This is a genomic window from Saccharopolyspora sp. ASAGF58 (genome assembly GCF_012277335.1).
Lineage (GTDB): Bacteria > Actinomycetota > Actinomycetes > Mycobacteriales > Pseudonocardiaceae > Saccharopolyspora > Saccharopolyspora hattusasensis.
In genome coordinates, this window is the sequence record NZ_CP040605.1 from 824,074 (window position 1) to 837,148 (window position 13,075).

At 68.6% G+C, this 13,075-nt stretch carries 12 protein-coding genes; 1 reads left to right on the forward strand and 11 read right to left on the reverse strand.

The window, feature by feature from the left end; genetic code table 11:
• Positions 1 to 167: 167 nt before the first annotated feature.
• The 3 genes from FDZ84_RS03590 to FDZ84_RS03600 all read right to left on the reverse strand — a co-directional run bounded on the left by FDZ84_RS03590 (position 168) and on the right by FDZ84_RS03600 (position 2,138).
• A complete protein-coding gene (locus FDZ84_RS03590) occupies positions 168 to 887 on the reverse strand; it encodes an IS3 family transposase (RefSeq protein ID WP_168589774.1) in 720 nt (239 codons plus the stop codon).
• Positions 863 to 1,150 carry a transposase gene (locus tag FDZ84_RS03595; RefSeq protein WP_168584701.1) on the reverse strand — a complete coding sequence of 96 codons (288 nt, stop codon included), beginning with the start codon at positions 1,148 to 1,150 and terminating at the stop codon, positions 863 to 865. The genes FDZ84_RS03590 and FDZ84_RS03595 overlap by 25 nt, the downstream gene beginning before the upstream one ends.
• A gap of 334 nt (positions 1,151 to 1,484) precedes the next feature.
• Positions 1,485 to 2,138, reverse strand: coding sequence for a DUF305 domain-containing protein (locus tag FDZ84_RS03600; RefSeq protein WP_168584702.1), 654 nt, complete (start codon positions 2,136 to 2,138; stop codon positions 1,485 to 1,487).
• A 141-nt stretch (positions 2,139 to 2,279) separates the two neighbouring features.
• Here FDZ84_RS03600 and FDZ84_RS03605 point away from each other — a divergent pair, with 141 nt between their 5' ends.
• The gene (locus FDZ84_RS03605; protein WP_168584703.1) at positions 2,280 to 3,725 is read left to right on the forward strand and encodes an LVIVD repeat-containing protein; all 1,446 of its coding nucleotides are present in this window, start codon (positions 2,280 to 2,282) and stop codon (positions 3,723 to 3,725) included.
• A gap of 190 nt (positions 3,726 to 3,915) precedes the next feature.
• Here FDZ84_RS03605 and FDZ84_RS03610 read toward each other — a convergent pair whose 3' ends face one another.
• The 8 genes from FDZ84_RS03610 to FDZ84_RS03645 all read right to left on the reverse strand — a co-directional run bounded on the left by FDZ84_RS03610 (position 3,916) and on the right by FDZ84_RS03645 (position 13,013).
• A complete protein-coding gene (locus FDZ84_RS03610) occupies positions 3,916 to 4,323 on the reverse strand; it encodes an aldo/keto reductase (protein WP_256413739.1) in 408 nt (135 codons plus the stop codon).
• Between the two features lie 304 nt (positions 4,324 to 4,627).
• Complete coding sequence (locus FDZ84_RS03615) at positions 4,628 to 6,583, reverse strand: bifunctional diguanylate cyclase/phosphodiesterase (RefSeq protein WP_246868775.1); 1,956 nt, start codon at positions 6,581 to 6,583, stop codon at positions 4,628 to 4,630.
• A gap of 167 nt (positions 6,584 to 6,750) precedes the next feature.
• On the reverse strand, positions 6,751 to 7,653 hold the full coding sequence (locus FDZ84_RS03620; protein ID WP_168584705.1) for an oxidoreductase: 903 nt from the start codon (positions 7,651 to 7,653) through the stop codon (positions 6,751 to 6,753).
• A 46-nt stretch (positions 7,654 to 7,699) separates the two neighbouring features.
• Positions 7,700 to 8,407 (reverse strand): M50 family metallopeptidase, encoded by a 708-nt coding sequence (locus FDZ84_RS03625; protein ID WP_168584706.1) that lies wholly within the window; start codon positions 8,405 to 8,407, stop codon positions 7,700 to 7,702.
• Between the two features lie 55 nt (positions 8,408 to 8,462).
• Positions 8,463 to 9,785, reverse strand: coding sequence for a M20 family metallopeptidase (locus FDZ84_RS03630; RefSeq protein WP_246868776.1), 1,323 nt, complete (start codon positions 9,783 to 9,785; stop codon positions 8,463 to 8,465).
• Between the two features lie 35 nt (positions 9,786 to 9,820).
• Positions 9,821 to 10,588: an EI24 domain-containing protein gene (locus FDZ84_RS03635; RefSeq protein ID WP_168584707.1), complete on the reverse strand. Its 768-nt coding sequence runs from the start codon at positions 10,586 to 10,588 to the stop codon at positions 9,821 to 9,823.
• Positions 10,589 to 10,732: 144 nt separating this feature from the next.
• Positions 10,733 to 11,989, reverse strand: coding sequence for a pyruvate dehydrogenase complex dihydrolipoamide acetyltransferase (locus tag FDZ84_RS03640; protein ID WP_246868777.1), 1,257 nt, complete (start codon positions 11,987 to 11,989; stop codon positions 10,733 to 10,735).
• A gap of 25 nt (positions 11,990 to 12,014) precedes the next feature.
• Complete coding sequence (locus tag FDZ84_RS03645) at positions 12,015 to 13,013, reverse strand: alpha-ketoacid dehydrogenase subunit beta (RefSeq protein WP_168584708.1); 999 nt, start codon at positions 13,011 to 13,013, stop codon at positions 12,015 to 12,017.
• Positions 13,014 to 13,075 lie beyond the last annotated feature (62 nt).

The following is a 13,075-nucleotide window of genomic DNA, read 5'->3' on the forward strand; positions in this document are numbered from 1 at the left end:
AACCCAAACCCCGACGCGGCCGGCCCGGCCAACACCCAGCCACCGTCGTGTTCCTCAAGCCGAATACCGGCCTCGGTGTTCATAGGGACAGACGTACCAGCACTGACCACTTCGAGCAGGCAAGTACCACTACCGCAGCATGTCGCTGACCAGCCCAAACAAGACTATTAGCCGGTTAAGAGGGAGATCCCGGTGCGGCCGGCGGATCTCCTGAGATCAAGCTTCCTTAGTTCCTTGCTGAAATCGGCCGACATGTAATTGCTGCCGCGGTCGGTGTGGAAGATCGCGTGTTTCGTGAGTTTTCTGTTCCGTGCGGCGTTGCGTATGGCGCGAATGATGAGTGGAGTCTGGTAGTTGTCGTCCATGGCGTAGCCGATGACTTCTTTAGTGCAGCAGTCGATGACGGTCGCGAGATAGAGCCAGCCTTCCCCGGTCGGGATATAGGTGATGTCGCCGACTAGTTTGACACCGGGGGTCTCGGCGGTGAAGTCGCGGCCGACGAGGTCCGGGACGGTGCCGGCCGCGGCCTGCGTGAGGGACCATCGCTTCGGCTTCGGTTGGCAGGGAACCAGATTCAGCTCGCGCATGAGCTGGCGGATCAACTCCGGGCCGGCGGTGACACCCCATCGGGCGAGCTGGGCATGGATACGCCGGTATCCGTAAGTGCTGTCGGACATGTCGAACGCCTTCGTGATGAGCAGTTTCAGTTCTTCGCGTCGCTGATCCGTCGCGGAATCGGGACGCTGCCGCCATTCGTAGTAGCCGGATCTGGACACGTCGAGCATGTCGCACATGAACTCGACGGGATACGCATACTCCGCGGTGCCGAGTCTCATCGTTTCGATGAACTCGTACTTACTTGCTACCGGGGTTCCTTCGCGAAGTATGCTGCGGCTTTTTTCAAGAAGGAGACTTCCATCTCCAGTTCGCGATTACGGCGTTCGAGTTCTTTGAGTCGGGCTCGCTCCTCCACCGACAACGACTCGTCCGGATTTCTGTGCTCGCGCTCATGCCGACGTACCCACGTACGCAGCGTCTCGGGATGCATGCCGAGCGACCGCGCGACATCGGCTACGGATTTGCTGGATTCCAGGGCCAGCTGGACCGCTTCTTCGCGGAACTCTGGCGAGTACTTGCTCGGTGGTGCCACTAGATCTTCCCTCGATTCCCTTGCAGGGTAACCCTATTGGGTCCCTGTCCGGGATCTTCGAGGCCCCTCACCCGCCCCATACCGCCCCGGCCCAGCTCCGCGAGCACCCGGTACTGCCCTACCTCGCGCGGGCCCGATGGACCTAACGGCCGCACAACAACCCCCTTCCAGCCAGTGCCGAAACGGCGGCCAGAACACCGCCGGGCATCACATCGCCAGCCATGATCCCCTCTCCAGGATCGCCGGATCCAGATCATGGATCTTCGCAGGAAGGCCCCTTGCTCCGAAGCGGAACAGCGCAATACGCTGTCCTATTAGGACGAACCGGGACGACTCAGCCCACTTCGGCCTGCAGCGCGCGCATGGTGTCGATCTCGTCCTGCTGGGTCACGAGGACGTCTTGGGCCATCGCATGGGTCTGCTCGTCCAGGCCGTTGGCCAGGACGTCCGTGGCCATCGTCAGGGCGCCCTCGTGGTGGGCGATCATCAGCTGCAGGAACAGGCGGTCGAAGTCCGCTCCCCTGGAGTTCCCGAGCTGCTCCAGCTGTTCCGGCGCCGCCATGCCCGGCATGCTCGCGTGATCGTGACCACCGTGACCACTGTGACCACTGTGACCACCGTGTCCGCCGTGTCCGCCGTGGGCTTCGCTCTCGGACAACCCGCGGGTGGCCAACCAGCCCCGCATGGCACCGATTTCCGGGCCCTGCGCGCCGCCGATGCGGTTCGACAACGCGCGGACCTTGGGGTTCTGCGCTCGTTCCGGAGACAGCGCGGTCATCTCCACCGCCTGCTGGTGGTGCGCGATCATCATGCGCACGTAGTCCGCCTCGACGTCCACCGGCGTGCTCCTCTCCGGCGCCGCGCTCGCCACCACCTGCGGCTGGTCGCCCGGCGCGCCCGGCAGTACCACCGGCGGCGGCGCCTGCTCGGTCGCGCACCCGGCGAGCGCTCCGACCGCCAGGAGCAACGCGGCTGTTGACCGGCGCATCGAATCCTCCTTATTCCGCAGACAAATACCGCCAGATGGCCGATAGGGACACGATCCGGACATAACAATACTGATCTCCAGTGGTACTCGGTACCGCCCTTTTCGACTGCCCGGGCCGGGCAGCGACGAGCATGGGAGTGGATGATCTTGAAACCGAGCCCCAGGGGTAGATGGCGCGCGCTGGGCGCCGCGATCGGCGTGTTGACTCTCGGCTTAGCGCTCGCCCCGGCATCAGCGGCGACCCCGCCGAACAACGGCCCGGAGCAGCTCTCCGCGCAGCCCGTCGCCGCGCCGTCCGGCGACATCAGCAAAAGTAAGAACATCGAGCACATCGCGAACCTGCCGAAGCAGGCGCCGTTCAACACCCTCGATGCCTTCGGCACGGACATCGCGTTCAAGCAGAACTACGCGTACGTCGGCAACTACGACGGTTTCGTCGTCTACGACATCAAGAACCCGAAGAAGCCGAAGATCGTCACGCAGGTGCTGTGCCCAGGCGGTCAGGGCGACGTCTCGGTCTCGGGCAACCTGCTGTTCGTCTCCACCGACTACCCGCGCACGAACAACACGTGCACCAGCGAGAAGACCGACGCCGCGGACCCCAACGGCTGGGAAGGCATGAAGGTCTTCGACATCAGCGACCCGGCCAAGCCGCGCTACGTGTCGGCGATCGCCACCGACTGCGGCTCGCACACCCACACCCTGGTACCGGACAAGACCGGCGGGGCGGTGTACCTCTACATCTCGTCCTACGGCCCGCGCGCTGAGTTCCCCAAGTGCCAGCCGCCGCACGACAAGATCTCGATCATCAAGGTGCCGCTGGCCAACCCGGCCGAGCCCGTGCTGGTGGACGCGCCGGTGCTGTTCCCGGACGGCGGCAACCCGGGCACGCCGAACACGCGCGAGACCACCGGTTGCCACGACATCACCGCGTTCCCGGAGAAGGACCTGGCCGCCGGCGCCTGCATGGGTGACGGTGTGCTGCTGGACATCTCCGACCGCGAGAAGCCGCGGATCATCAACCAGGTCCGCGACGACGAGAACTTCGCGTTCTGGCACAGCGCCACGTTCAACAACACCGGCACCAAGGTCGTCTTCACCGACGAGCTCGGCGGCGGCAGCGCGGCCACCTGCAACGAGGCGACCGGCCCGACCCGCGGCGCCAACGGCGTCTACGACATCATCGGCACCGGCACGGACTCGAAGCTGGAGTTCCGCAACTACTTCAAGATCCCCCGCCACCAGGCCGACACCGAGAACTGCGTGGCACACAACGGGTCACTGATCCCCGTCGACGGCCGCGACATCATGGTGCAAGCCTGGTACCAGGGCGGCGTCTCGGTGTGGGACTTCACCGATTCCACGCAGCCACAGGAGATCGGCTTCTTCGACCGCACCGCGTTCGACCCAGCGAAGCTGCAAGTGGCGGGCTCCTGGTCGGCGTACTACTACAACGGCTACATCTACTCCAGCGGCATCCAGGAAGGCCTGGACGTACTGGACATCCGCGACAAGCGAACCGACTCAGCGAAGAAGATCCGCTTCGAGGAATTCAACCCGCAAACCCAACCGATCTACCAGAACTGACCCGGAAGCAACCTGATGCGGCCCCCGCCGGGACTCCCGGCGGGGGCCGTTACGCGAGCGGGCTACGCGCCGCGGAGGTAGCCAGGGGCGTCGAAGGACAGCAGCGGGTCTCCGAACAGCGCTCCCGCGCCAACTTCGGGACGTGATCGACGTCGACGTCGACGTCATCGCCGCCGGTCGGGTTTACGGGCTACCCACGCACTACGTCGGCCAGCGGAATCGGCGTGTCCAGGTTCTCAGCCAGGTGGTCGAGCGATGCCGTGCCGGGTATCGGCAACACCACCGGCGAGAGCCCGAGCAACCACGCCAATGTCCGCTGCGCAGGTGAGAGTTGGCCTGTGCCGTCGGCGTCGGTCGTCGGTTGAGCGAGATTCTCCTGATCGAGCGGGGCATACGGTACGAAGGCCGTGTCCGTGCGAGTGCAGTAGTCCAGCACCTTGCGGTCGCCCTCGTTGGCGTTGAACCTGTTTTGAACTGCGGCGATCGGCGTGAAGCTCAACGCCTGGTTGATCTGGTCGATCGTGACTTTGGACAGGCCGATGTGCCTGATCTTGCCCTCGCCGCGCATCTCGGTCAGCACGCCGAGTTGGTCGGCCAGCGGTGCTCACCGGTTCGGGCCTTGCCAACCCTTGTCGCTGATCAGCACCAGACCAGCCCGATCCTTGATCATCTCAGCGTGTCACCTCGGTCCAGCATGGTCTTGTCACCACGGCGTTGCTGGTGGGCACGTCTGCCGATGGCCACCTTCGCATTGCTCGAACACCCGTGAGCGTTTTTGGGTGCCATAACACCCAAAAGCACTCACGGGTGTTCTTCGCTTTACCGAAACGCTCGTCGCGATCCGCATAACCGCGAACACGCCCCGGGTAGTGGGAACCGATCTACCAGAGCTGACCCGGAAGCTACGCGCCGCGGAGGTAGCCGGGGACGTCGAAGGACAGCAGCGGATCTCCGAACAGCGCTCCCGCGCCGACTTCGCAGTTCATGCCGCGCCAGATCCGGGCCTGCTCCTCGGTGTCGACGCCGCGGACCCAAAGGCGCGCTCCGCAGGCGTGGACCAGCGGGATCAGGCCGTGGATCGCCTGCACCTCCGGCAGGTCCGCGGAGTCCGCAGCGTGCACGAGGTCGACCAGTTCGCTCGCCAGGAGCACCGCGTCGATCGGCAGGTCCCGCAGCAGGCGCAGTTCGTCCGGGGAGCCGTGGAAGCTGTGCAGCGAGGTCTTGATGCCGCGGCTGTTGAGGTAGCGAACGTTGTCGCGGGCTTCCTCGTTGTCACCGCGGATGGCTGCCAGCGGCAGGCACAGCCGCAGCCAGGTCGCGTCGACGTCGCATGCGTCCAGCACCTGGTGGATCACCGCCGCCAGGTCCGGGTCCTGGCCCTGGTTCGGGCTCAGCGCCAGCTTCAGCTGCACCTGGTGCCCGTCCGCGTGCCATTCGCACAGCTGCTGCCACGCGGTTTCCACCATCCAGTCCCGCAGCGACAGGGTGACCCCGGAGCGTTCGGCCAGGCGCAGGCACTCGCCGTGCTCGAGGGTGCCGTAATCGCTGGTCTCCCAACGGAGTTCGGCTTCCAGCACGACCAGCTCGCCGGTGTCCAGGTGCACCAGCGGCCGGTAGACGACGTCGAACTCGCCCATTTCCAGGCCGCCCGGCATCACCGCGGCCAGCTTCGACTCGATCCGCTCCTCCGGCGCCTTGTCCGGATCGAACAGCGCCCACTGCCGCTTGCCGGCGGCCTCCGCGCGGCGCAGCGCGACGTCGGCGGCCCACAGCATGTTCGACGCGTCGGCGTCGGCCACCGCCCGCTGCACCACGCCGATCCCGGCCGACGCCGCGATGCCGTGGTCGTCGACGTGGACCGGTTCGGCGAGCAGCTCGTTTATCTGCTGGGTCAAGGTGGGCACCGGTGGGGTCTCCTCCTGCTCCAGGAGCAGGATCGCGAACTCGGTGCCGCCGAAGCGTGCGACGATCGCTTCCTCGTCCTCGAACAGCCGCTCCAGCCGCCGGGCCACCGCCTTGATCACCTGGTCGCCGACCTCGTAACCGAGGCCGTCGTTGATCAGCTCGAAGCCGTCCAAGCCCAGGTGGTAGAGCGCCAGCTGGGCGTGGCCGGGCAGGTTCGCCAGCATCGCCTCCAACCGGGTGCGGAAGAACTGCCGGTTCGGCAGCCCGGTCAGCGCGTCGTGCAGGGCCTGGTACTGGAGACGGTCCTGCAGCAGTTGCAGCTCGGTGATGTCCTCGACCATGGTCACGAAGTGCCGCGGTGCCCCGTCCGAGCCCTGCAGCGCCGACACTGCCAGGTAAGCCCACGCCTCCTCACCGTTGGCGCGCAGCAACCGCTTGCGGTCGCCGAGCCGCTTCGAACTGCCGCCATCGGCCAGCTCGCGGTAGGCGGCCGCCAGGTACTCCGCGTCGTCAGAGTGGAACAGGTCGTGGATCGTCATCGACGCCAGGTCCTGCGCCTGGTAGCCCATGGCGACCTCGAACGCCGGGTTGACCTGGGTGAACTTCCCCTCGATGTCGCAGATCGCGACCCCGATCGGGGTCGTGGTGAACACCTCGCCGAATCTCGCCTCGCTGGCCGCGAGCTCGCGGTCGGCCTTCAGCTTCGAGCGCAGCAGCGCCTCGGCGCGCCCCACTTCGTCCACTGTCGACGGATCGTCGAGCGCCCCGATGGCGCGGTCGACGAGTTCCAGCAGCGTCTGCTCGACGACCTCGCGGGCGAGCGGGATGTCGGACGCGGTGCTGAGCCGCGCCGCCCAGCGGCGTGCGACCGCGACCCTCCAGTCGGCGTCGTACCGCTGCGGGACCGGCACATCCGGCATCCCCTGCGGGGCGTCCGGAGTTCCCTCGCTCATCTCACCCGTCCGTCAACGTTCGCCGGCAGATCGCCCTGGTGCACCGCCGGGCTCGTCGGCGGCCTGTTCGGTCAAGGTTCATCTCGCTCTCCGCGCCGTTGCGTGCCGGTAAGACTACTGGGTGACACCAGACGGGTCGTAAAACACGAGAGGCGCGGTGAACCGCGTCAGTGGGCTTCTTCGAGGGTTTCTCCCTCGGCGACTAGGGCGTTCAGTTCGGCGATGTCCTCGGCGGTGAGCGCCACCCCGGCGGCCGCGGTGTTCTCTTCGAGGTGCTCCGGCGACGACGTACCCGGGATCAGCAGGATGTTCGGCGAGCGCTGCAGCAGCCAGGCCAGCGACACCTGCGCCTGGGTCGCGCCGCGCCGCTCGGCCACCGCCCGCAGCACGCCGTCCTCGCGGGCGCGGCTGTCCGCGAATCCGGAGCCCAACGGGAAGAACGGGACGAAAGCCGCGCCGTCGTCCGCGGTCACGCGGAGCAGTTCAGCCGACGTGCGGTTCACCACGTTGTAGAGGTTCTGCACGGCCGCGATCTCGGCGTGCCGCCGCGCCTCGGCGTACTGCTCGACGGACACATTGGACAGGCCGATGTTGCGCACCAGGCCCTGCTCCCGGAGTTCCGCCAGCGCACCGAGCTGGTCGGCCAGCGAGATGCCCGTGTCGGCGACGTGCCGCAAGTAGACCAGGTCCAGCGCGTCGAGCCGCAGGCGGCGCAGGTTGTCGTGCACCTGCGCGCGCAGCGCGTCGGGGTGGTTCAGCGGCAGCCACGCCGCCTGGTGGTCGCGGTAGGCACCGATCTTGGTGGCCAGCACGAGGTCGTCGCCGTAGGGCCGCAGCGCCTCCGCGATCAGCTCGTTGACCACCCACGGCCCGTAGAAGTCGCTGGTGTCGATGTGGTCGATGCCCAGTTCCACGGCGCGCCGCAGCACCCGGATAGCCCGCTTGCGGTCGGCGGGCGGACCGTAAACGCCGGGGCCGGCCAACTGCATCGCGCCGAAACCGAGCCGGTTCACCGTCAGGTCCGCGCCCAGCTGAAACTCGCCACCAAGGGCGGTCGAAGCACTCGTCACGCCGCGATGCTGCTAGAAAACCGCCCCGACAGCAACAAGCCCTTCCTCACACCTGAGGCATCAGCAGGAGCCAGCGCGCGCCGAAGACGAGGGCGGCCAGGCCGATGAGGAACCAGCAGGCCAGCCACAGCGCGGCGGGCAGCCCGGTGAGCCTCGCGAGCTGGTCGGCGTCGGAGTCCGGTGCGCGGCCGCCGACCCGCTTGCGGCGCAGCTCGGCGATCGGACGCAGGCCGCCGAACAGCAGGAACCAGCTGAACAACGCGCAGCACAGCGCCTGCCACACCGGAGTCGCGAACCAGGACACGGCGAAGATCAAGCCACCGGTGACCACGATCGACAGCACGCCGTAGGCGTTGCGGATCGCCAGCAGCATCGCGGCGAGCAGCGCGACGCACACCCAGAGCATCACGTGGGCCAGGTCCGCGGTGACCAGCCACGCGCCGCCGAGCCCAAGCAGCGACACCGCCGGATAGCCGGCCACCAGGGTGCACACCATTCCCGGCCCGGTCGGCTTGCCGGTCGAGACGGTCAGCCCCGAAGTGTCGGAGTGCAGGCGGATGCCGTTCAGCCTGCGCCCGCTGAGCAGCGCGACAACCGCGTGGCCGCCCTCGTGGGCGATCGTCACGACGTTGCGCAGCAGCAGCCAGGTGTTCCGGCCGAGCACCAGCATCAGCGAGATCACGCCGGCGATCAGCGCGGCGACGTTGCCGGAATCCAGCAGCTGCGCGGTCCACTCCCGCACTAAATCGTCCACAATAGACACCCAAAGCTTTGGGGACAGGCCGCCGCCAGCCTAACCGGGGGCGCTGTCAGTCGAAGTAGGTGGCGACGTCCAGGGCGCCGCCCGCGGCCTGGAATTCGGCCCGGACCGCTTGGCGGAGGTCAGCGTCGACCAGATAGTCCACTGTGGTCAGTGCCAGGCCGGTGGCGCCGTCGAGGACCGCTCGGTCGCCCGCCGGAGAGCCCGCCGCGGCGGCGAATTCCTCGGTGTGCAGCGAGAGGTTCGGGTCGCGGAGGCCGATCATCGGGTGGATGGCCGGGAGCCGGTAGCTGAGGTTGCCGAGGTCCGTCGAGCCGGTGAGGTACTCCGGCACGACTCCGCGCGGCAAGGACGTCCGGCCCCGGCGGGCCTGGTGCTCGGCCCAGCGGGCAGCCAGCACGTCGTTGTGCCGAATGGGCAGGTAGGCGGGGTTGTTGTCCCAGCGCAGCTCCACACCGCAGCCCGTCATGGACGCCGCGCCGTGCGCGATCGCCTCGATCCGGGCGGCGAGGTCCTGCAACGAGCCCGGCTCGGCGGAACGCACGTAGAACAGCGCCGCGGCGCGGTCGGGCACGACGTTGGGGCGCTTGCCGCCGTCGGTGATGATCCCGTGCACGCGGTCCGTGGACGGCATGTGCTGCCGCATCGCCGCAACGCCCTGGTAGGTCGCCACGACCGCGTCGAGCGCGTTGCGGCCCATGAACGGCTGTGCGGCGGCATGCGCGGCCACGCCGTAAAAGATCACCTCGACCTGGCGCCGCCCCAGGAACGGGTGGGCGGCGATGTCGTGCGAGAACGGGTGCAGCATCACGACCGCGTCGACATCGTCGAAAAGCCCAGCCCTGGCAAGGTGCTCCTTGCCGCCGCCGCCCTCCTCTGCAGGGGTGCCGAACAGGCTCACCCGGCCGCCGGTGGCCGACACCGCGGTGGCCGCGGCGAGGAACCCACCGACCGCCGCCGAGCAGATGATGTTGTGCCCGCAGCCGTGCCCGATGCCCGGCAGCGCGTCGTACTCCGCCAGCACCGCGACGTGCGGGCCGTCGCCGCCGCTCTCGGCGCGCAACGCGGTGTCCAGCCCGCCGACGCCCACCTCGACGTCGTGCCCGTGGCGCCGCAGCAGCTCGGCGGCCTGAGCTGCGGAGCGGTGCTCGGCGAACGCCTCCTCCGGGTGCGCGTGCAGATCCCGGCTCAGCGCAACGAGGTCCTCGGCATGACCGTCCACCCACCGCTCCACGCCGGCGCGCAGCGCCTCGTCGGCGCCGGCGAAATCGGAGCGGACCGGCTCGGCCGCGGCCACCGCCCGCTCGGTGGCCGCGGAGACGGCACGCAGATAGGAGTCATCGGGCTGCACTGGCCCTGTCGGCTCTGTCACAACTCAACTCTAGGCCGAACGAGTTACCGCGCGGATCATCGCTGCGTAACGCCGTCCTGCCGGGGAACCGGCCCCAGCACCCGGTGCGCCAGCAGCGTGCCACCGACGACGGCCGCCGGGATCACGACGAGCTGCGCGACCGGGATCAGGCACAACAGGTAGGCCGGCAGCCCGAAGCCGAACACCACGGCCCGGTGCCGCCGCAGCGCCCTGCGCCGGTCGCCGAGGCTCAGGCCGCGCCGCTGGAACACCAGCCCGACCATCTCCAGGGTGACCAGCCACGACCCGAACAGCGCGCCCAGCACCAGAGCCGCGAGCTGCCCGGCCACCGGGATGAATCCGATGGCGAACAGCACGATCGCGCCGATCAGCGCGACGCCCACCAGCTTCAGCGAATCCCGCAGCCCGCGGCCGAGCTGGCGCGCGAAACCGGCGCCGTCGTCGGAGGCGTCCAGCCCGAGCTGCTGCTCCGCCTGCTCGGCGATGTGCTCGTAGAACGGGCCGCCGACGAGCAGCGTGACCGCGATGAACGACACCGACGCCAGCAGGCCGGCGGCGGCGACCAGCGCCACGCCCACCAGGATGCGCAGCGCCTGGCGGGCGGCATCGCCCCAGCCGTCGGCGAACGGCGTCATCCAGGTGACCAGGTCCGGGCTGAAGTAGAACAGCGCGCCGAGGCCGCCCAGCAACAGCACGGCGCTGATCAGCGCCGGTAGCGCGCCGAGGAGCAGCAGCTTAGGGCTGCGCAGGATGATGCCGAAACCAGTGCCGAGCGTGCGGACTCCGGCGAAGAACGAACTCATCAGGATTGGTCTCCCGTGCGGTGGCGATCAACGCCCACCGTATCGGCCGCGGTCCGACTGCCGGGCGGGAACCGCACACGGCATGAAGAAGGCCCCTCCCGCGAGAGTCGAGGTCGTCGCGGAAGGGGCCCAAGTCGCCGGTCGTCAGGCGATGATGCGGATCGGGTCCTCCAGGAGCCCGGTCAGCAGCTGCAGGAACGCCGCGCCGACCGCGCCGTCCACCGCCCGGTGGTCCGCCGACAGCGTCGCCCGCAGGATCTTGCGCGCCACGAACTCGCCGTCGCGCACCTGCACCTCGTCGCGGGCCGCGCCGACCGCCAGGATCGCCGCCTCCGGCGGGTTGATCACCGCGCTGAACTGCTCGATGCCGAACATGCCCAGGTTGGAGATCGAGAAGGTGCCGCCGGACATCTCGTCCAGCTTCAGCTTGCCCTCGCGGGCCCGCCCGGCCAGCTCCCGGCTCTCCGCGGCGATCTCCGAGACGCTCTTGCGGTCGGCGTCCTTGATCACCGGCACGACCAGGCCGTTGTCGATGGCCACCGCGACGCCGAGGTTGATGCGCTTGTGCTGCAGCATCTTGTCGCCGGCGAACGAGACGTTCACCGCCGGGTTGGCGCGCAGGGCCGTGGCCACCGCCTTGACGATCAGGTCGTTGACGCTGACCTTCGGGCCGCCCGCGGCCTGCAGGCGCTCGTTGAGGGTCGCCCGGAAGGCCATCAGGTCGGTGACGTCGATGGCGCTGGTCAGGTAGAAGTGCGGGGCCTGCTGCTTGCTCTCCGTGAGGCGCTTCGCGGTCACCTTCCGGATGTTGCTGAGCGGGATCTCCTCGACGTCCTCGTTGGACACCGCCACCGGGGCGGCGGCAGGAGCGGCGGCAGCCGGAGCGGCCGGTGCGGCCGCGGCGGCGGCCTCGATGTCGGCGCGGATGATCCGCCCGCCGGGCCCGGTGCCCTGCACCGCCGACAGGTCGACGCCCTTCTCCTTGGCGACCGCCTTGGCCAGCGGCGACGCCTTCGGCTTCGCACCCGGCTCGGCGGCCGCGGCCGCAGGCGCGGCCGCAGCGGGCTCGGCCGGGGCCGGGGCCTCGGCGGCAGCAGGGGCCGCAGCGGCGGCGGGGGCAGCGGCGGCGGGGGCAGCGGCCGGGGCGGCTTCCGCCGCGGCACCGGAGCCGTCGCCGAGGATCGCGATCGGGGTGCCGATCGGCACCGTCGCGCCCGCCTCGACGAGGATCTTCTCCAGCACCCCGTCGTCGTAGGCCTCGAGCTCCATGATGGCCTTGTCGGTCTCGATCTCGGCCAGCACTTCGCCGCGGCTGACCTGGTCGCCGACGTTCTTGCGCCAGGTCGAGATCACGCCCTCCTCCATGGTGTCGGAGAGCCTCGGCATCTGAATCTCAGTCATGGTCTTCCTCGGGTGGGCACAGGCCTCAGCGGCGGCGGCGGCCGACGGCGTCCAGCGTCTGGTGGACCGCCGTCGTCAGGGACTCTGCCGACGGCAGCGCGGCGCGCTCCAGCGGCTTGGCGTAGGGCAGCGGGACCTCCGCCGCCGCGACCCGGCGCACCGGGGCGTCCAGGTAGTCGAACGCACCGTCCGAAATGGACGCGGCGATCTCCGCGCCGATGCCGTAGGTCAGCCAGTCGTCCTCGGCGATCACGGCGCAGCCGGTCTTGCGCACCGACTCCACGACCGTCTCGCGGTCCAGCGGCCGCAGGCTGCGCAGGTCGACGACCTCGGCGTTGATGCCCTCGTCCGCCTGCAGCTTCTCCGCGACCTGCTGGGCGACCATCGCCATCCGCGAGTAGCCGATGATGGTGATGTCGGTGCCCTGCTTGGTCACCTTCGCCTTGCCGATCTCGGCGGGCTCGACGACGTCCGGGACCTCGCCCTTGGTGTTGTACAGCGCGAGGTTCTCCAGGAACAGCACCGGGTCGTTGTCCCGGATGGACGCGAGCAGCAGCGCCTTGGCGTCGGCCGGCGTGCTCGGTGCGACGACCTTCAGGCCCGGCACGAACGCGTAGTACAGCTCGATGTTCTGCGAGTGGGTGGCGCCCAGCTGCTGACCGCCGCCGCCCGGGGTGCGCAGCACCATCGGCACGCTGGTCTGGCCGCCGAACATGCCGTAGATCTTGGCCGCGTGGTTGACGATCTGGTCCAGGGCGATCAACGAGAAGTTGATCGTCATCAGTTCCACGACCGGCCGCAGGCCCAGCATGGCCGCGCCGACCGCGGCACCGACGAAGCCCTCTTCGGCGATCGGGGTGTCGCGCACCCGCTTCTCGCCGAATTCCTTCAGCAGCCCGGCGGTGATCTTGTAGGAGCCTTCGAAGACCCCGATTTCCTCGCCGATGAGGAAGACGTCCTCATCGCGCAGCATTTCGTCGCGAAGCGTGTCGTGCAACGCTTGGCGATACGTGATGACGGCCAAGGGTGTTTCTCCTGCACAAAAGCATTGGGGATCCCGTGGATCTCTCGAATTGGCGTCGGAGA

Excerpts from the sequence above, each read along its gene's own strand:
- FDZ84_RS03600 (WP_168584702.1), bottom strand. The coding sequence starts at position 2,138 with ATGCGCCGGTCAACAGCCGCGTTGCTCCTGGCGGTCGGAGCGCTCGCC.
- FDZ84_RS03605 (WP_168584703.1), top strand. The coding sequence starts at position 2,280 with ATGATCTTGAAACCGAGCCCCAGGGGTAGATGGCGCGCGCTGGGCGCC.
- FDZ84_RS03615 (WP_246868775.1), bottom strand. The coding sequence starts at position 6,583 with ATGAGCGAGGGAACTCCGGACGCCCCGCAGGGGATGCCGGATGTGCCG.
- FDZ84_RS03635 (WP_168584707.1), bottom strand. The coding sequence starts at position 10,588 with ATGAGTTCGTTCTTCGCCGGAGTCCGCACGCTCGGCACTGGTTTCGGC.
- FDZ84_RS03640 (WP_246868777.1), bottom strand. The coding sequence starts at position 11,989 with ATGACTGAGATTCAGATGCCGAGGCTCTCCGACACCATGGAGGAGGGC.